The organism is Streptomyces canus (genome assembly GCF_041435015.1).
In the GTDB taxonomy this organism is placed as follows: domain Bacteria; phylum Actinomycetota; class Actinomycetes; order Streptomycetales; family Streptomycetaceae; genus Streptomyces; species Streptomyces canus_G.
On sequence record NZ_CP107989.1, the window covers coordinates 9,210,903 to 9,227,567 of the forward strand.

18 protein-coding genes are annotated in these 16,665 nt (G+C 72.0%); 6 read left to right on the forward strand and 12 right to left on the reverse strand.

The genetic code is table 11. The annotated features are described in order from the left end of the window. Position 1 precedes the first annotated feature (1 nt). Positions 2-1,000 (forward strand): aldo/keto reductase family protein, encoded by a 999-nt coding sequence (locus OG841_RS41880; protein ID WP_371569639.1) that lies wholly within the window; start codon positions 2-4, stop codon positions 998-1,000. A gap of 510 nt (positions 1,001-1,510) precedes the next feature. Here the strand turns inward: OG841_RS41880 and OG841_RS41885 are convergent. After that, on the reverse strand, positions 1,511-1,888 hold the full coding sequence (locus OG841_RS41885) for a peptidase inhibitor family I36 protein (RefSeq protein ID WP_328636592.1): 378 nt from the start codon (positions 1,886-1,888) through the stop codon (positions 1,511-1,513). 53 nt (positions 1,889-1,941) lie between these two features. After that, positions 1,942-2,784, reverse strand: a complete 843-nt coding sequence (locus tag OG841_RS41890; protein WP_371569642.1) for a hypothetical protein — start codon at positions 2,782-2,784, stop codon at positions 1,942-1,944. Positions 2,785-3,019: 235 nt separating this feature from the next. Between OG841_RS41890 and OG841_RS41895 the strand changes: the two genes are divergently transcribed. The 4 genes from OG841_RS41895 to OG841_RS41910 all read left to right on the forward strand — a co-directional run bounded on the left by OG841_RS41895 (position 3,020) and on the right by OG841_RS41910 (position 6,858). Next, positions 3,020-4,489: a purine-cytosine permease family protein gene (locus tag OG841_RS41895; protein WP_371569644.1), complete on the forward strand. Its 1,470-nt coding sequence runs from the start codon at positions 3,020-3,022 to the stop codon at positions 4,487-4,489. Beyond that, a complete protein-coding gene (locus OG841_RS41900) occupies positions 4,486-5,028 on the forward strand; it encodes a cysteine hydrolase family protein (RefSeq protein ID WP_328636589.1) in 543 nt (180 codons plus the stop codon). Before OG841_RS41895 ends, OG841_RS41900 begins: the two co-directional genes overlap by 4 nt. 101 nt (positions 5,029-5,129) lie before the next feature. Then, positions 5,130-6,359 (forward strand): acyl-CoA dehydrogenase family protein, encoded by a 1,230-nt coding sequence (locus OG841_RS41905; protein ID WP_328636588.1) that lies wholly within the window; start codon positions 5,130-5,132, stop codon positions 6,357-6,359. Positions 6,360-6,468: 109 nt separating this feature from the next. Then, positions 6,469-6,858 (forward strand): SseB family protein, encoded by a 390-nt coding sequence (locus OG841_RS41910; RefSeq protein ID WP_266552988.1) that lies wholly within the window; start codon positions 6,469-6,471, stop codon positions 6,856-6,858. A 257-nt stretch (positions 6,859-7,115) separates the two neighbouring features. Here the strand turns inward: OG841_RS41910 and OG841_RS41915 are convergent, their stop codons facing one another. The 9 genes from OG841_RS41915 to OG841_RS41955 form a co-directional block, all read right to left on the reverse strand. After that, positions 7,116-8,096: an AraC family transcriptional regulator gene (locus OG841_RS41915; protein ID WP_371570985.1), complete on the reverse strand. Its 981-nt coding sequence runs from the start codon at positions 8,094-8,096 to the stop codon at positions 7,116-7,118. A 93-nt stretch (positions 8,097-8,189) separates the two neighbouring features. Continuing rightward, entirely contained in the window at positions 8,190-9,566 is a 1,377-nt protein-coding gene (locus OG841_RS41920) for an FAD-binding oxidoreductase (RefSeq protein WP_328636587.1), read from the reverse strand. A gap of 4 nt (positions 9,567-9,570) precedes the next feature. Further along, complete coding sequence (locus tag OG841_RS41925) at positions 9,571-9,702, reverse strand: hypothetical protein (protein ID WP_328636586.1); 132 nt, start codon at positions 9,700-9,702, stop codon at positions 9,571-9,573. Positions 9,703-9,717: 15 nt separating this feature from the next. After that, positions 9,718-10,818, reverse strand: a complete 1,101-nt coding sequence (locus tag OG841_RS41930) for an LLM class flavin-dependent oxidoreductase (protein WP_371569647.1) — start codon at positions 10,816-10,818, stop codon at positions 9,718-9,720. An 8-nt stretch (positions 10,819-10,826) separates the two neighbouring features. Next, positions 10,827-11,792 (reverse strand): ABC transporter substrate-binding protein, encoded by a 966-nt coding sequence (locus OG841_RS41935; RefSeq protein WP_328636584.1) that lies wholly within the window; start codon positions 11,790-11,792, stop codon positions 10,827-10,829. Beyond that, a complete protein-coding gene (locus OG841_RS41940; protein ID WP_328636583.1) occupies positions 11,789-12,505 on the reverse strand; it encodes an ABC transporter ATP-binding protein in 717 nt (238 codons plus the stop codon). Before OG841_RS41940 ends, OG841_RS41935 begins: the two co-directional genes overlap by 4 nt. A gap of 2 nt (positions 12,506-12,507) precedes the next feature. Next, positions 12,508-13,362, reverse strand: a complete 855-nt coding sequence (locus OG841_RS41945) for an ABC transporter permease (RefSeq protein WP_328636582.1) — start codon at positions 13,360-13,362, stop codon at positions 12,508-12,510. Further along, a complete protein-coding gene (locus OG841_RS41950) occupies positions 13,359-14,198 on the reverse strand; it encodes a sulfurtransferase (protein ID WP_328636581.1) in 840 nt (279 codons plus the stop codon). The genes OG841_RS41945 and OG841_RS41950 overlap by 4 nt, the downstream gene beginning before the upstream one ends. Then, on the reverse strand, positions 14,195-14,908 hold the full coding sequence (locus tag OG841_RS41955) for an alpha/beta hydrolase (protein WP_328636580.1): 714 nt from the start codon (positions 14,906-14,908) through the stop codon (positions 14,195-14,197). The genes OG841_RS41950 and OG841_RS41955 overlap by 4 nt, the downstream gene beginning before the upstream one ends. 316 nt (positions 14,909-15,224) lie before the next feature. On the opposite strand from OG841_RS41955, the gene OG841_RS41960 reads away from it, so the two are divergent. Next, positions 15,225-16,073: a LysR family transcriptional regulator gene (locus OG841_RS41960; RefSeq protein ID WP_328636579.1), complete on the forward strand. Its 849-nt coding sequence runs from the start codon at positions 15,225-15,227 to the stop codon at positions 16,071-16,073. A 196-nt stretch (positions 16,074-16,269) separates the two neighbouring features. On the opposite strand, the gene OG841_RS41965 is transcribed toward OG841_RS41960, so the two are convergent. Then, positions 16,270-16,659: a MarR family winged helix-turn-helix transcriptional regulator gene (locus OG841_RS41965; protein WP_328636578.1), complete on the reverse strand. Its 390-nt coding sequence runs from the start codon at positions 16,657-16,659 to the stop codon at positions 16,270-16,272. Between the last annotated feature and the right edge of the window lie 6 nt (positions 16,660-16,665).

Below are 16,665 nucleotides of genomic sequence, written 5' to 3' on the forward strand. Positions count from 1 at the left end.
CATGCGGTACCGCACACTCGGCAGCTCGGACCTGAACGTCTCGGAGATCTCGCTCGGGTCCTGGCTCACCTACTCCGGCGGCGTCGAGGCGGACGCGACCCGCGCCTGCACCGAGGCCGCCTTCGACGCGGGCATCAACTTCTTCGACACCGCCAACGCCTACGGACGGGGAGCCGCCGAGACGGCCTGGGGAGAGATCCTGTCCTCCCACCCCCGTGACTCGTACATCCTGGCCACCAAGGTCTATTTCCCGATGTCGGACGACCCGGCCGACCGCGGGCTGTCCCCCGCCCATATCGCCCAGCAGATCGACGCCTCCCTCACCCGCCTCAGGACCGACCACGTCGACCTGTACCAGGCGCACCGCTTCGACTCCGGCGTGCCGATCGAGGACACCGTCGAGGCGTTCCAGAAGGTCGTCGAGCAGGGCAAGGCCCGCTACATCGGCTTCAGCGAGTGGACCCCCGAACAGATCCGGGCCGCGATCGACCTCGCCGGCCCCGATCTGTTCGTCTCCTCCCAGCCGCAGTACTCCATGCTCTGGCAGGCCCCCGAGGCCGAGGTGTTCGGCCTGTGCGCCGCCAACGGCATCTCCCAGATCGTCTGGTCCCCCCTCGCCCAGGGCGTCCTGACCGGCAAGTACAAGCCCGGACAGCCCGTCCCCGAAGGAAGCCGGTTCGCCTCCGCGGACATGGCGGTCTCCCAGGACCTCGTCTACAGCGACGCCATCCTCGAAGCGGTCCAGCGCCTCGTCCCGATCGCGGAGGAGGCGGCGATGAGCATGGCCACCCTGGCGCTCGCGTGGGTCCTGCGCCGCGGCGAGGTCGCCTCCGCGATCACCGGCGCCTCCCGCCCCGACCAGGTCCACGCCAACGCCGCTGCCTCCGGCGTGGAACTGTCCGACGACCTGCTGACCGCCGTCGACCAGGCCCTCGGCGAGGTCCCCGTCACCGAGCCCACCCTCGCCCCCGGCGCCGAGGCCGGCATCAAGCACCGCTGAACTCATACGGCTGTCCGTCCCGGCGGGCCCGACCGGCACCCTGCCCGCCCTCACCCTCGCCGCCGGCCCGCTCGGCAGGGCAGGGCAGGGCAGGGCAGGACTGGCTGACGCTGCCCGCGAAGTGCGGGGCGAGGGGGCGGACACCACCGGCACGAAACGGCAAGGAAGACCGCCCGACCGCCGTGGCGTCTCATCAGCCGCTCTGCCCGGCGCCAGGCGGTTCCCGGAATGCGACGGCCCACGCGGCCCGAGCACAGCCGTCCGCCGAGGAACCTGCCGGTCCGGTGCGCGAGGAAGACGCCCGCCACAACGGCAGGAGAGGAAGTCGCCCGCCACCACAGCACCGGCCGCGGCGTCGATGACACCGGGCCGGCTGATGTGGCCGCCGCGGGCCGGCGCGCCCGCGGGGAGAGCACCGCTCTGCCCCGCCGGGCCGGACTGCTCGGCGTGCCGGACGTGAGTGGGTGCAGGTTCGGCCCCCCCCACCGACCAGCGGCCGATGCCGTGCGTTCAGCAGCTGCTGGTCCAGGTGTGCGAGTCTCCCCGGTCGTTGGCGCCCGCGTTGGACGGCACCTCCTGCCCGGGGCTCAGGCAGATGGTGACTCCGCCGCCCTGCCAGGCACTGGCGTACACCTTGACGTGGTCCTTGATGCCCGGGCCCGAGATGCCGTGGTTGGCCCACGAGCTGTCCTCGTCGGCGATGTTGCTCTCCCACCAGCCGTCGTCGCCGGTCCAACCCACCGACAGCCCGCCGTAGTTGGCGTCGGTGTAGGCGCAGAAGCTCCCCTGGGCGCAGGGTGCGGCGGCCTGGGCCGTGCCCGGTACGACGGCCAGGGCGGTGCCGGCGGCGAGGAACAGTCCGGCCGCGGTGATGAAGGTCTTGCGCATGATGTCGATCCCTTCGATGTGGTGTTCGTGAGGTGAGGTGACAGGAAAGAGCCTCAGAGGCCGTGCCGGACGGCGTACCGCAGCCCGTGGTCCCGCAGCCGCCGGTGTTCGGCGATCACGTCGGCGTACTCGGCGCGCAGCTCGGCGGCGTGCCGCTTCTCCAGCCGGGCACCGGTCCGGGCGAGGTCCGTGCGCCGCACGCACCGCGCCTCGGTCACGGCGAACCGCTGTTGCAGAGCGGTCGCTTCCCGTGGAACGAGGCCACGGGCCCGGCGCTGCCACGCACCGCGCAGCTCCCCGGGGTTGTCGGCCTGCTGTACGGGGGCGACACAGCGCGACCAGCGGGCGAGCGCGGCCCGGTAGGCCGGGTCCTGGGTCACCCGCCGGTGAGCGGCGGCGGCGAGGTTGTCGACCGTGACCTCGGTGCGGAACCAGCGGTCCAGGTCGCCGTACAGGACCCGCTGTGCTGCGGCGAGACAACCGTCGCTGTTGGCCTGGACGACCAGTCCGGTGTCCGTGCGGGTGGACAGCTCACGGCGCCCGGCGCCGAACAGGGCGTCGGACAGGCGCTGTTGCTCCTTCGAAGCGCTGACCCCCTGTTCCCGCGAGCCGCGCTCCACCGGGATACCGAACCCGTGCCGGGCTGCCCAGCCGGGATCGTCGATCCCGTACGGGAACTCCCGCTGCGGTGCGACTCCCCGCCCCTGCCCGTCGCCGCCATCGGAACGCGCCGGTATCCGACGCTCCGTCAGGCACCGCCGTACAAGCGCGGATTCGGCGCTCTTCAGCAGATCGTCCTGGGCGCGGACGGACCGCGGTACGGGCCCCGGGCCGCTCCCGTCGCCGCCGTCCGCGCAACCACCCGCCAAGGTGGTCACGCACACGGACAGCGCCACAGCGGAGACAAACCTCGAAGCCCGCACCGCGGACACCCCCGTCCTTCGTCCGGCCGTACCGCAGCGGGCTCAGCCGTTTCCGACTCCTCGTCGGCTCGCCATCCAGTAGAGGGGAGCGCGGGACGGCTGTGATCCTCGGAAGTCATAGGGAGGGTCTTGCGGACGTTGCGTGATTGACGCCCCCGCGCCCCCTGCCTACGGTCGCCCCAACACATCTGAACAGGCAGGTTCGACGATGACAGACTCCTCGGGATCCCCCGACAGCAGATCCATCGCCTGGCAGCTCCAGGTGGAGACCCACGGGCTGGACGTGATCGGCGACGCCGAACGCAAGGGCACCCCGCGGACGCTGTTCTGGCCGTGGTTCGGCGCCAACGTGTCCATCCTCGGCCTGAGTTACGGCTCCTTCGCCCTGGGCTTCGGGATCTCCTTCTGGCAGGCGCTGGTGGCCGCCGTGATCGGGATCGTCTTCTCGTTCCTGCTGTGCGGCTTCGTCGCGGTCGCCGGAAAGCGGGGCTCCGCGCCGACGATGGTGCTCGGCCGTGCCGCCTACGGGGTGCGCGGCAACCGCCTTCCGTCGGTGGTCTCCTGGGTGCTCACCGTCGGCTGGGAGACCGTGCTGTGCTCCCTCGCCACCCTGGCCACGGCGACCGTCTTCGGACGGCTCGGCTGGGGCGGCGGCACCGGGACCCAGGTGATCGCCCTGATCGTGGTCGCGGGGCTCACCGTCGTCGGCGGGGTGATGGGCTTCGACCTGATCATGCGGCTCCAGACCGTGATCACCGTGGTGACGGGCGTACTGACCGTCGTCTACATAGGCCTGGTCGCCGACCACATCCACTGGAGCTCCGTCAGCGCCCTCCCGGCGGGCTCCGCCCAGGAGTTCATCGGCGCGCTGGTCTTCATGATGACCGGTTTCGGTCTCGGCTGGGTCAACGCCGCCGCCGACTACTCCCGCTATCTGCCCCGGACTTCGTCGAGCCGGGGCGTGGTCGGGTGGACCACCTTCGGGGCCTCCGCGGCCCCGCTGCTCCTGCTGGTCTCCGGACTGCTGCTGGCCGGATCGTCCACCACGCTCAACCAGGCCGTCGCCGCCGACCCGATCGGCGCCCTCACCACCCTCCTGCCCACCTGGTTCCTGGTGCCTTTCGCCGTCGTCGCGGTTCTCGGCCTGGTCGGCGGCGCGGTCCTCGACATCTATTCCTCGGGCCTCGCCCTGCTCTCGGCGGGCCTCAGGATCCCGCGTCCCCTGGCGGCGCTCGTCGACGGCGTCCTGATGATCGCGGGCTCCCTCTACATCGTGTTCTTCGCCGACGACTTCCTCGGCCAGTTCATGGGCTTCCTCACCACTCTCGGCGTCCCCATCGCCGCCTGGTGCGGCATCATGCTCGCCGATCTCTCCCTGCGCCGCCGTGACTACGACGAGGCCGACCTCTACCGTCCGAGCGGCCGCTACGGCGACGTGCCGCCCGCTCCGCTGATCCTGACGGTTCTCGCCACCGCCCTCGGCTGGGGGCTGGTCACCAACTCGGCCGCGAGCTGGCTGGACTGGCAGGGCTATCTCCTCGCGCCCTTCGGCCTCGGCGGCAAGTCCGGCGCCTGGGCCTACGCCAACCTCGGGGTGCTGGCCGCCCTGGCGCTCGGCTTCCTCGGCACGCTGGCCTTCGGTCGCGGGCGGGTCCGCGCACAGGAGGGCGTCGTATGACGACCGGGTTGCTCGCCGTCATCGACATGCAGCGCGTCTTCGCCGAGCCCGAAAGCCCCTGGGCCACCCCTCGTTTCGCCGAGGCGGCGGCAGGCGTACGGCGGCTGGTGCCGGCCTTCGCCGAACGGGTCACGTTCACCCGCTTCGTGGCCCCCGACCAGCCGACCGGTGCCTGGCGGGCGTACTACGCGCGGTGGTCCTTCGCCCTGAAGCCACCGGACGCCCCGCTGTGGCGGCTCACCGACGAGTTCGCCGACCGGGCACCGCACGTCATGGACGCGACCACCTTCGGCAAGTGGACCCCCGAACTCGCCACGCGCGTCGGCCCCGGGGGCCGCCTGGTCCTGGCCGGGGTCAGCACCGACTGCTGCGTCCTGTCCACGGCCCTCGCCGCCGCCGACGCGGGCGTCGAGACCCTGGTGGTGTCCGACGCCTGTGCCGGGGCCGACGACGACTCGCATGCCAAGGCGCTGGACGTGATGGAGCTGTACGGCCCGCTGGTCCGGGTCGTCACCGTGAATCAACTGATCGGAGACTGAAGGTACTTGGCGATATCCGGTCGGTACCGGGCAGCGCTCCGCCGTGTTGAATCGCTCGTAGCGCATCACGAACGGACGGCTCCCACACGCCAGGAGGCATCGTGACCGCCGCACCCGAGACCGGCCTCACCGAGCGGGAGATCATCGAACGGGCCGTGGCCCTCAGGCCCGCCCTGCTCGCACGCCAGGCGGAGACCGAACGGCTCACGCACTACCCCGAGGACACCCACGACGACTTCCTGAGGGCCGGCCTCTACCGAATCCTGCAGCCGCGCCGCTACGGCGGCCACGAGTTCGGCCTGCCCGTGTTCTACCGTGTGGTCGTCGAGATCGCCCGCGGCTGTCCCTCCACCGGCTGGGCCCTGTCCCTGACCGCCGCCCATGTGCTCCAGGTCTGCACGGTCTTCGACGAGAAGGCCCAGGACGAACTCTTCGGCACCAGCGGCGACTTCCGGGCCGCCTCCACCGTCGCGCCGGTGGGCATCGCACAGCCCGACGGCCCCGACCACGTCATCCTCGACGGCACCTGGCCCTACTCCTCTGGCGCCCCCTACTCCACGCACTACCTCGGCCAGACCCTGCGCGCGGGCAGCCCACCGGGCCCACCCGTGCTGTTCGTCGCCCCGCGCTCGGCGTGGACGGTCCTCGACGACTGGCGGGGCGCCCTCGGTCTGCGCGGCACCGGATCCAACAGCATCCGAATGGACCAGGCCCGTATCCCCGCGCACTTCACACGGGAGACGAGCCTGCTGGACCTGCCGGTGGAGGGCGGCAGCGTCGGCTCGAAACTGCACGGCAACGCGATGTACGCGGGACGCGCGCCCAGCTTCTTCCACGGCGAGCTGGCCGCCGTCATGATCGGCACCGCCTACGCCGCCGCCGACGAGTACGCCCGGATCGTCGCCGCCCGCCCCCTGCTCCTGGAGCCCGACCGCACCCGGGCCGACCTGCACGACTACCAGCGCCACCTCGGCGAGGCCCTCGGGGTGATCCACCTGGCCGAGGCGGCCCTCAGGCAGACCGCCGAGGACTGGATGGAGGCCTGCCGCCGCAACGTCAGCGGCGAGGCGCCCTTCACCGTGGTCGAGGACAACCGGCTCGCGCTGACGTTCCTGAACGCGGGGCGTATGGCCTGGGACGTCCTCCAGGGCATCCTGTTCCGCACGGCGGGCTCGCGCCACGCGCGCGACGGCGAACGGATGCAGCGCTACTTCCGGGACGCGGCCACGTACTGGACCCATGTGGGACCCAGCATGTACGAGCCACTCGTACGGCGGGTCGGATGCGACACCCTCGGTCTGCCCTCGGAGCACATCGCGCTGATTCCCTGACGTCCCGAACGCATGCTCTCGGCACGCTCGGGTACGCGAGCAGGACCGCGCCCCGGGCGATCATGTCCGCGGGCGGGGCCGCACGACCGCCGCTACCAGGGGATCTGCCATGGACACACCCGCCAACGACCACACCGCCACTCCGGCCCAGCGGGCGCTGGACGCGCTGACGCAGAACACCGAGGACGCGACGGCGCTGGACACGCTCGCCACCAGCGACGTACTCATTCCGGTGCCCGACGACGCCGCGGACGAGGACACCACCGTGGCGCTGCCCGTGCTGGAACAGCAGGACGGCGCTCCCGTGGTGCCCGTGTTCACCTCGGAGACGGAGATGGCCGAACTGCTTCCGTTCGTGTCCCGCTACCGTCTGGTGCCGCTGGGCGCGCTCGCCGCGCAGTGGCCGGACGGCGATCTGTCGCTCTCGATCGACGCCAGCTCCACGCACCCGCTCACCCTCACGTCCGAGGGCGTGCGCACACTGCTGGCTCGGCCGTAGGGCTGATCACGCAGTGGGGCCCGGCCACCACATGCGACGGAGGGGGAGCGGCCGGGCCCGCAGAGGGGTGCGGACTGCTCCCGCCGCCGCGCCCCGGTTCTCGCATGCGAAAACAGAGATGAGCGGCGCCGACCCTGCTCATCCCCGGCGCGCCGTGCGATCGCCGTGACCCGACCATAGGACCGATCCGGACGGCCGTCGCTCCGGAATACGTGGCGCATGTCCGCAAAGCGCGGCGGATCGGCGGACGCGACGGCTCACGTGGTGCGCAGTGTCTGCGAGGGTGACTCCCCGTAGCGTTCCCGGTACCGCCGCGCGAACCGGCCCAGATGGACGAACCCCCACGCGTGAGCCACTGCTGTCACAGTCGTCGTGCCCGGCGCCGCCGCCCGCAGCTGCCGGTGGACGCGCTGGAGCCGTACCTCGTGGACGTACGCCATGGGCGACATGCCGACATGGCTGCGGAAAGCTTCCTGCAGTGTGCGCAGACTGACCTGGGCGATGGTCGCGAGCCGGTTCGCGTCATACGGCTCGGCGGGCAGCTCCTGTACGGCGTCCATGACCCGTTTCACCGACGCCGGGCGCATCGGCGGGGGAGGGGCCTCCAGCGCGTCGCGGAAGGTGTGGTCGGTGGCCAGCAGTATTCCCTCCAGGAGGGTCTGTTCGAGACGGCCGCGGATCATCGGATGGCTCAGCAGTCCGAGCGGGACGTTCCGTTCGAGCAGGTTCCACATCGCGAGGCGCATCCAGCTCTGGCCCGGCCCCCGCGAGACGTCCATGTACGGCCCGAAGCGGGGCGGGCGCCGCACCGACCGGCCCAGCAGCACCTCCAACTGCCTGAGCACGGCCGCCTTGTCGATCTTGACGGTGAGTGCCTGGCAGTCGCCGGACCAGGTGTCGATGCGGATGTCCCGCGCCGGGTCGAAGACGAGCGCCCGCCGCGCGGTCGCGAAATCCGTGCCCCCGTGCCCCTCCTGGACGCTGAAGCAGCCGCCGAAGGGCACGGCGACGTGGTAGACGCCCGGCTCGCCGAAACTCATCCGCATCTCGGTGCCGAAGCGGACGTCGCCCACGGTGAGCGCGCCGAGGTCGACGACGCTGAGCCTGGTCTCGAACTCCGTGGCCCGGCCCGCGACTTCGAGACGCAGGTCGTAGTAGTGGGCCGCGATCGCGTCGTGCGCCTCCTCCAGGGAGTTCGTCGCGTAGCTGTGGAACCCGGCCGCCCGGTCCTCTCCCACGGCCAAGGCGTCCACCCCCTTCCCCGCTCGGCGTCTGCTGTTCAACATGACCCGCGGACGGGCGGTCATGCCGGGCAGGAGCGGACGCGGGTTTCACAGCGCCTTTCCGGGGTTGAGAATGCCCCGCGGATCGAACACCTCCTTGATCCGGCGCTGCAACGCGTGTGCGGCGGACCCGAGTTCCTCGGCCACCCACTGCCGCTTGAGCACGCCCACCCCGTGTTCACCGGTCAGCGTGCCCCCGAGCCTGAGCGCCAGCGCGAAGATCTCTCCGGCCGCCTCCCACGCGGCGTCCGGCAGCCGGTCCAGGTCCGGGTCGACGACGATGATCGGGTGCAGGTTGCCGTCCGCCGCGTGCGCGATGGTGAATACCGGGACGTCGTGGCGGGCCGAGATCGCCCGGATCTCCCGCACGGCCCGAGCGAGCCGGGAGCGCGGCACCGCGATGTCCTCGATCAGTGGCCGGCCCAGCCGCTCCAGCGCGGGCAGCGCGAGCCGGCGGGCTGCCAGCAGCGCCTCGGCCTCGGCGGGGTCCTCCGTCGTCTCCACCGTCGAGGCGAGGGGCCCGAGCAGCCCGGCGACGGCTGCCGCCTCGGCTGCCGCACCCGCCCCGTCGCACTGCACCACCAGCAGCGCGGCCCCCCGCTCCCGCAGCGCCGGATCGATGGCGTGCAGCACGGGCCCGTCGACGAGCTCGGCCAGCGCCGGCTCGACCCCGGCCCGGGCGATCGCGTACGACGCCTCGGCCGCCGCCTCGAAGGACGGGAAGTACGCGGCGAGCGTGGCCGTCGCCACGGGAACCGGCCTGAGCCGAAGCGTCGCCGAGGTGATCACCGCGAGGGTGCCCTCCGAGCCGGTCAGCAGCGCGGTGAGGTCATAGCCGGTGACCCCCTTGACCGTACGACGGCCGGTGCCGATCACCGTCCCGTCGGCGAGGACGGCCTCCAGACCGAGCACGCTGTCCCGGGTCACCCCGTACTTCGCGCACCGCAGGCCGCCCGCGTTGGTCGCGATGTTCCCGCCGATGGTGGACAGGGCCGCACTCGCCGGATCGGGCGCGTACCGCAGTCCGTGCGCACTCGCGGCCCGGTCCAACTCGGCGGTGATCACGCCTGGTTCGACGACGGTGAGCTGGTCGTCGGCCGAGAGCTCGCGGATGCGGTTCATCCCGGAGAGATCCAGCACCAGGGCGCCCTCGTCCGCCGTCGCCCCGCCCGACAGGCCGGTGCCCGCGCCCCGCGGGACGACCGGTACGCCCAGTTCGTGGGCGTGCCGCAGCGTGACGGTCACGTCCTCCGTGCGCCGGGCATGGACCACGGCCAGCGGCTCGCCGGTGGGCCGGGTGCCCGAGCGGTCGGTGGCGTGGGCGGCGAGCACACCCGGGTCCGTGCTCAGCCTGTCGGGCGGCAGATCGCGGGCCAGCAGCCCCAGGAAGCGCGCCGACACGGTGGTGTCTTGCGTTGCCGTCATGGGTTCAGCGCACTCGTTTCTCCACGGCCCGCACACCGTGCGACTCCGCCCACGCTGCGGTCCCGCAGGCCGTGGCGAACGGCAGGAGCAGGGCGAGAGCGGCTGCGGACGTGCGCAGGGAACGTCGGAACAACACGGGGTGGGGTCTCCCTCAGGCGGCTTGGCCGGTGGCGGCGCGGTGGGCGAGTTCCTGCCGGACGAGCGGCAGGACGTGACGGGCGTAGTCGACGGCGTCGTTGAGCGGGTCGTAGCCGCGGATCGACAGCAGGTCGCAGCCGATGTCGACGTAGTCGAGCAAGGCCTGCGCCACGGTCTCCGGAGAGCCGACCAGGGCGGTGGACGCCCCGGCCGCGTTGGTGGCGACCGCCGGGGCGGTCCACAGGCAGCGGTCGTAGACCTCGCCCCGCTCGGCGATGTCGAGGAGGCGCTGCGAGCCCACGTTGGCCGGGCGCCCGGTGGTGCGGTAGTGCCGCAGCAACTCGGTGTTGCGCGCCTGGTCCTTGAGGACGCCGAGCGTGCGGTGCGCCTTCTCCCAGGCCAGTTCGTCGGTGGGCGCGATGATCGGGCGGAACGACACCCAGATCCGGGGGTGGGGGCGACCTGCGGCATCGGCGACCGCGTTCACGGCGGCGATCTGTTCGCCGGTCTCCTTGAGCGGCTCGCCCCACAGGCCGAAGATGTCGCCCTGCTGTCCGCCGACCCGGTACGCGTCCGGCGAGGAGCCGCCGACGGAGATGGGGATCAGCCCGTTCACCGGCTTCACGTCCGAGTAGTAGCCCTCGAACCGGAAGTGCCTGCCCTCGTGCGAGACCGGACCGTCGGACTGCCACACCTTCCTCAGGATCTGGATGTACTCGTCCGAACGCTCGTACCGCTCGGCCTTGTTGAGATAGTCACCCTCCCTGCGCTGTTCCTCGTCGCTGCCGCCGGAGATGATGTGGACGCTCAGCCGCCCGTCGCTGATCCGGTCCAGGGTGGCGAGGGCGCGGGACGCGTGGGTGGGGAAGACGACGCCGGGCCGGTGGGCCAGGATCGGGCGGATGCGTTCGGTGTGGGTCGCGACGAACTGGGCGACCTGGAAGGCGTCCGGCGACGCCGAGTGATAGGCGACCAGGGTGTGGTCGAAGCCGCCGTCGTCCAGGGCGCGGGCGTACCTGCGCAGGTGGTCGCGGTCGAAGCCGATGCGGCTCGCGGCGGCGGGCCCTGAGGCTCCGGAGTCGGTGTGGACGGCACTGATGAACTCGACAGGCATGAGGGCTCCTAGGGGAGAAGAGACGTGTCGGCCGACTTCGCCACGTCCACGTTGGGCTCCAGAACACCGATGCCGTTCATGAGGTCGGCCACGTCCTGGACGGTCGTGTTCACGTCGTCGGTGATCGGCAGGACCTTGCTGTACGCCGCCGAGGCCAGCGTCCTCGCCACGGAGGCGTCGGCGCCGTTGCGGGTCTCGATGGCCTCGGCGTAGGCGTCCTGGTGGGTGCTGGTCCATTCCAGGGCGGTACCGAGCCGCCTGAGGAAGTCGGCGAGCGCGGCCTTCTTCGCAGGGTCGGCGAGGGCCTGGTCGGAGGCGCCGACGAAGCCGTAGCCGCTGACCCGGCCGTCGGCACCGTCCACGAGCAGCTTGCCGCCCTGCTCCAGGCCGACGGCCTGGTAGACGCCGAAGGTCGCCCAGGCCTTGATCTTCCCGGAGGCGAAGGCGGCCTGCGCGTCGGTCGGCAGCAGATACTGCACCTTCACGTCCGCGTAGCTGAGCCCGTTCTGCTGGAGCGCATTGGCCAGCAGGTACTCGGCGATGCTGCCCTTCGCGGAGGACACCACGACCTTCTGGCTTTTGAGGTCCTTGACGCTGTCGATGCCGGAGTCCTTGCCGACGACGATGCCGACATGCCGGCCGTCGTTCTTCAGGGCGGCCACGTTCTTGAACTTCACCCCACCGCTGAGCGCCTGGAGGGCGGGGAGATCCGCGGAGTACGTCGTGTCGGCGGCGCCCGCCTGCACGGCCTGGTAGAGCGGGGCCGCGCCCTCGAACTCGGCCCACTTCACCTTGTACTCGGCGCCCTTGAGGGCGTCGGAGGCGGCGACGATGGTCTGGAGGGTCTTGGCCTGGTCGCCGATGACGAGGGTGCCGTCCTTCGACGAGGCGTCCGCCGAGGAGTCCGCGCCGCAGGCGGTCAGCGCCAGCAGGGCGGAGAGGCTCAGTGCGGCGGCTGCGATTCTGCGGATCACGACGGGGTTCCTTCCCACGTACGGGTCACGCCGAGCCAGTTCAGGAGGCGGGCGCGCAGGGTGACGAACTCGGGGGCGGTCAGGTCGCGGGGGCGGGGCAGGTCGACGGTGAGTTCGTGGGCGATACGGCCCTCGTCCATCACCAGCACCCGGTCGGCGAGCAGCAGCGCCTCCTCCACGTCATGGGTGACCAGGAGGATCGCGCAGCCGTGCCGCTGCCACAGCTCGGCCACCAGCTGCTGCACCCGGCCCCGGGTGAGGGCGTCGAGGGCGCCGAACGGCTCGTCCAGCAGCAGCAGTTCGGGCTCGCGGACCAGAGCGCGGGCCAGGGAGACGCGCTGGGCCTGGCCACCGGAGAGCGTCTTGGGCCACACAGAGGCGCGGTCGGCGATGCCGACCTCGGCGAGGGCCCGCTCGGCCAGGGCACGGTCCGGACGCCCGGGCAGCCCGAGGACGACGTTGCGCCACACCTTCAGCCACGGCAGCAGCCTCGGCGACTGGAAGGCGGCACTGCGGCGGGCGGGCACGGTGACCTCGCCGCCGATCTCCTCGTCGAGCCCGGCGAGGATCCTGAGCAGCGTCGACTTTCCGCAGCCGCTGTGGCCGAGCAGGGCCACGAACTCGCCCTCCCGGATGTCGAGATCGAGCTCGTGCAGCACGGTGTTGCCGTCGAAGGCCCGCGAAAGCCCCCGTATCTCCACACTGTCGGCCATGCCTATGCCTCGCCCTCGAAGTTGGCCCGCCAGGTCAGCAGGCGGCGCGAAAGGATCCGTACGGCGAAGTCACAGGCGAGTCCGAGGAGCGCGTACACGACGAGGCAGAGCACGATGACGTCCGTGCGGAAGTACTGCTGGGCGTTGCTCATCAGATAGCCGAGGCCCGCGTCCGCGTTGATCTGCTCGGCGAAGACCAGCGCCAGCCAGGCGGTGGACAGCGCGTACCGGAGCCCCACGAGGGCGCCGGGCAGCGCGCTCGGCAGGATCACGTACGTGATCAGCCCCAGCCTGCCGAGCCCCATCATCCGTGCGGCCTCGACGAGTTGGGAGTCGGTGGAGCGGATGCCGCCGTAGATGTTGAAGTACAGCGGATACGTCACGCCGAGCGCGACCAGGGCGATCTTCGGCGTCTCCTCGATACCGAACCACACGATGAACAGCGGGATCAGACCCACCCACGGGATCGCCCGGAACATGCCCATCGAGGAGTCGATGACGTCCTCGCCGAGCCGGAACAGCCCGGCGAGCAGGGACAGGCTCAGCGCGATCACCGCACCGATGAGGAAGCCGGTCGCCGCGCGGCGGCCCGACGCGGCTATGGCGCTGGGGAGTTCGCCGTTCCTGGTCAGCTCCACAGCCTGCTTCAGCACGTCGACCGGCGAGGCCAGGACGGACTCCGGGAGGACCCCGGTGGCCGAGGTGAGGAACCAGAGCAGGACGAGACCCACGGGGCCCGCGGTCCTCCGCACGGAACGGGGGATCGTGACACGGCCGCCCGTCTTCGCGGTCCCGCGGATGGTGATCCGGGCGGGCTTGTCCAAGGTGGTCGGCAGTGCCGGCGAATGGGTCGTCATGGCCGGCTTCCCTTCGTGGCCGGGCGGTCCGGGTCGGCGGACCACGCGGACCAGGAACCGGGGAAGAGGGCCGCTTCGAACCCGGCGATCTCCAGCGCGGCGATCTGGTGGGCGGCGGTGACGCCCGAGCCGCAGTACACGCCGATCCGGTCCGCCGTACCGGCACCCAGCTCCTCGAGCCGCTTGCGGAGCTCCTCGGCCGGCAGGAAGGTGCCGTCCGCGGCGAGGTTCCGCCCGGTCGGCGCGGACACGGCGCCCGGGATGTGACCCGCGCGCGGGTCGACCGGCTCCACCTCCCCGCGGTACCGCTCGTCCGCCCGTGCGTCCAGGAGCAGCCCGGAGAAGGGGAGTTCGGCGGCTTCGTCGGCATCGAGAACGGGAAGCGCGCCCGCTCGCAGGACGACGTCACCCGGCGGCGGATCCGTCGGGAGCCCTGACTCCAGGGGCAGCCCGGCGGCCCGCCAGGCACTGAGTGCCCCGTCGAGCAGCGTCACTTGGTCGAGCCCCGCGTGCCGCAGGAGCCACCAGGCCCGGGCGGCAGCCGTGTTCCCCGAGTCGTCGTAGACGACGACCGGTTGGCCCTCCCGGACGCCCCACCCGCGTGCCGCCTCCTGCAGGTCCCCGATCGCGGGCAGCGGATGCCGGCCGCCCTCGGGGCTCGGGGCGGAGGCGAGTTCCGTGTCCAGGTCGACGTGGACCGCGCCCGGGATGTGTCCCTCGACGTAGTGCTCGCGTCCGTGCGGATCGCCCAGCGCCCAGCGGACGTCCAGCAGGGTCGGGGGAGTGGCGGAGGCGAGTTGCTCGCGGAGCTCCGCGACGGTGGTCGTGACGGTCATGCCCGCTCCTCGGCGATCAGCGGCAGTTCGGGGGACCGGCGCAGCCGCTCCAGGAAGAGGACGACCGAGGCGGCGGCGGTGCGGTGCAGGGCGTCGTTGAGGACGTCGTGCCGGCCACCGTCGAACAGGACCGTGCGGACACCCGCGTACGTGCGGACACCCGCGTACGCGGCGAGGGCCTTGTCGACCGGGCTCACCGTGTCGTCCTTGCCGTGCAGCGCCAGGACGGGTACCTGAACGCGGTCGAGGTGGAGTTCGGGCGGTTCGGGGAGCGATCCGAGCGCGCCCCGCCGGAAGTCCGGGTCGTTCGCGAGGCGCCCCTGGTGGGTGGGGCAGCCGGTACGGGCCTCGACCTCGGCCTCCCAACTCCCCGATGTCCAGGGGGAGGTGGGCAGACCGACGAGGATCAGCGCGTCGGCGCCGGGCGTCCGCTCGGCGGCCAACCGGGCGGCGTACAGCGCGCCGGTGTCGGAGCCGACCAGCACCTTCGGGCCGGGCAGTGACTCGTCGGCGAGGAGCTTGGCCGCCTCGTCGAGCACGGCGGGGTCGGCGGACGCGTCGCCGAGAGCGCGGACCCGATAGGCGTCGAAGGCGAGCCGGCGGCCGAAGCGCTCGTACACACCGCCGTGTTCGCCACGGCCGGCCAGCACGATCAGGGTGCCGCGCGCGGCGAGACCTTCGGGTTCGTCCCAGGAGAAGGGTGAGGGCATGAGGGGGTCAGCTCCCGTTTCAGGGCAGGGGGCATCCGTACGGAAAGGGGCAGCCGGAGACGGCTGTCACGTGTCAGCGGGAAGAGAGCGCGGTCGGCTCGGACCGCGAGGAGAGGTTGCGGAGGATCAGCGACAGCGCGCGCTGCACGCCACGCCGAAGTCGATGACTCGGCGCTGCGTCAGAAGGGCAGCGGTAGCGGTCGTGTGCAACATGCGTTCATCATGACCGGCCGTGACGCACCACGTCCAACGACGATTCCGCATCGAAACCGATCAGGGATCGCGATCGATCGCGCCGGGCGACTAGGGTCGCGGCATGCCCCAACCCGTCCTGGACATCGTGGCCCTGCGCAGCCTGACCGCGATAGCCGACTGCGGCGGCTTCCACCGGGCCGCCCTGGCCCTCACCCTGAGCCAGTCCGCCGTCAGCCAGCACGTGCGCAAACTCGAGAAGGTCCTGGGGCGGGCCGTCGTGGAGCGCGAGGGACGCGGCACCCGTTTCACCACCGAGGGGCGCCTGCTGCTCGAGCAGGCCCGCCGGATCATCGCCGTCCACGACGAGGCCGTACGCACACTCCTCGGTGCCGACGGCGACACGGTCACGATCGGTTCCACCGAGCACGCCGCCGACCAGTTCCTGCCCCGGCTGACCGCCGCGGTCGAGGCGGTACGGCCCGGCTGCCGGGTCCGCTTCCGCATCGACCGCTCCGCACGGCTCGTGGAGGCCGTGGAGCGCGGGAGCGTGGATGTCGCGGTGTACGTCACCGAGGCCGCCGCGACCGAGGGCACCCGCGTCGGCGGCCTGCCGCTGACCTGGCACGCCGTGCCCGGCTGGGAGCCGCCGCCGGCGCCCGCTCCGGTGCCGCTGGTGGCCATCGAGGACCCGTGCGCCATCCGCCGCCGGGCCATCGCGACCCTGGCCGCGCGAGGAGTGCCCGCCACGGTCGTCGGGGACGCCGGCTATCTGGCGGGCGTCCTGGACATCGCCCGTACGGGGCAGGGGGTGGCGCTGCTCGCGGCGGTCGGACCCGCCCCCGACGGGCTGACTCCCTGCGAGGGTCTGCCCGAGGTCACCCCGATCCCCATGAGCGCGCTCGCCCGCCCGGGCGCGGACCCGGCAACCGTCGAGGCCGCCTTCGCCGCCGTACGGGAGCTGTTGGCGTAGGGCGTGCTCCGGGGCGGGGCCGGTACGACACGACCACTCGACCCCGCCAGGACCAGGACGCCGGCGCCGCTGCCCGCGGCCGGCTCCAGCAGGACCCCTTCCCAGGGAGTCGTCACCTGGTGCTCGGTGATCTGCGATGCGCTCTCTCCGTCACGCATGCGCGGGGCCCGCGTCCTCGATCACCACGCAGGCGTCCCTAGCCGTCGAGCATCTTCGCCAGCACTTCGCGCTGCAGCGGCAGCACCTCGGAGTGCAGGTCACGGCCCTTGCGGGTGAGGGACACCCACACCCCCCGCCGGTCCTCCACGCACATGGACCGCTCCACCAGGCCGTCCTTCTCCAGGCGGCCGATCAGCCGGGACAGCGCGCTCTGGCTCAGATGCACCCGCCCGACGAGGTTCTGCACCCTGCACTGGTCGCCCTCTCGGGGCGACTCGGTGGCGAGGATGTCGAGCACCTCGAAATCGCTCGCTCCCAGCCCGTGCGGGTGCAGCACGCGGTCGATCTCGCACATCGTGCGCGCATGCACCGCCAGGATGTCCCGCCACCGTTGCTCGAGGCTGGTCGAGACCGTGTTCACCGCCATACATGC

Bases quoted from the DNA above. Each gene is read 5' to 3' on its own strand.
- OG841_RS41930 (WP_371569647.1), bottom strand. From the start codon at position 10,818: ATGCCTGTCGAGTTCATCAGTGCCGTCCACACCGACTCCGGAGCCTCA.
- OG841_RS41895 (WP_371569644.1), top strand. From the start codon at position 3,020: ATGACAGACTCCTCGGGATCCCCCGACAGCAGATCCATCGCCTGGCAG.
- OG841_RS41950 (WP_328636581.1), bottom strand. From the start codon at position 14,198: ATGACCGTCACGACCACCGTCGCGGAGCTCCGCGAGCAACTCGCCTCC.
- OG841_RS41900 (WP_328636589.1), top strand. From the start codon at position 4,486: ATGACGACCGGGTTGCTCGCCGTCATCGACATGCAGCGCGTCTTCGCC.
- OG841_RS41965 (WP_328636578.1), bottom strand. From the start codon at position 16,659: ATGGCGGTGAACACGGTCTCGACCAGCCTCGAGCAACGGTGGCGGGAC.
- OG841_RS41940 (WP_328636583.1), bottom strand. From the start codon at position 12,505: ATGGCCGACAGTGTGGAGATACGGGGGCTTTCGCGGGCCTTCGACGGC.
- OG841_RS41885 (WP_328636592.1), bottom strand. From the start codon at position 1,888: ATGCGCAAGACCTTCATCACCGCGGCCGGACTGTTCCTCGCCGCCGGC.
- OG841_RS41960 (WP_328636579.1), top strand. From the start codon at position 15,225: ATGCCCCAACCCGTCCTGGACATCGTGGCCCTGCGCAGCCTGACCGCG.
- OG841_RS41920 (WP_328636587.1), bottom strand. From the start codon at position 9,566: ATGACGGCAACGCAAGACACCACCGTGTCGGCGCGCTTCCTGGGGCTG.
- OG841_RS41910 (WP_266552988.1), top strand. From the start codon at position 6,469: ATGGACACACCCGCCAACGACCACACCGCCACTCCGGCCCAGCGGGCG.
- OG841_RS41945 (WP_328636582.1), bottom strand. From the start codon at position 13,362: ATGACGACCCATTCGCCGGCACTGCCGACCACCTTGGACAAGCCCGCC.
- OG841_RS41955 (WP_328636580.1), bottom strand. From the start codon at position 14,908: ATGCCCTCACCCTTCTCCTGGGACGAACCCGAAGGTCTCGCCGCGCGC.
- OG841_RS41880 (WP_371569639.1), top strand. From the start codon at position 2: ATGCGGTACCGCACACTCGGCAGCTCGGACCTGAACGTCTCGGAGATC.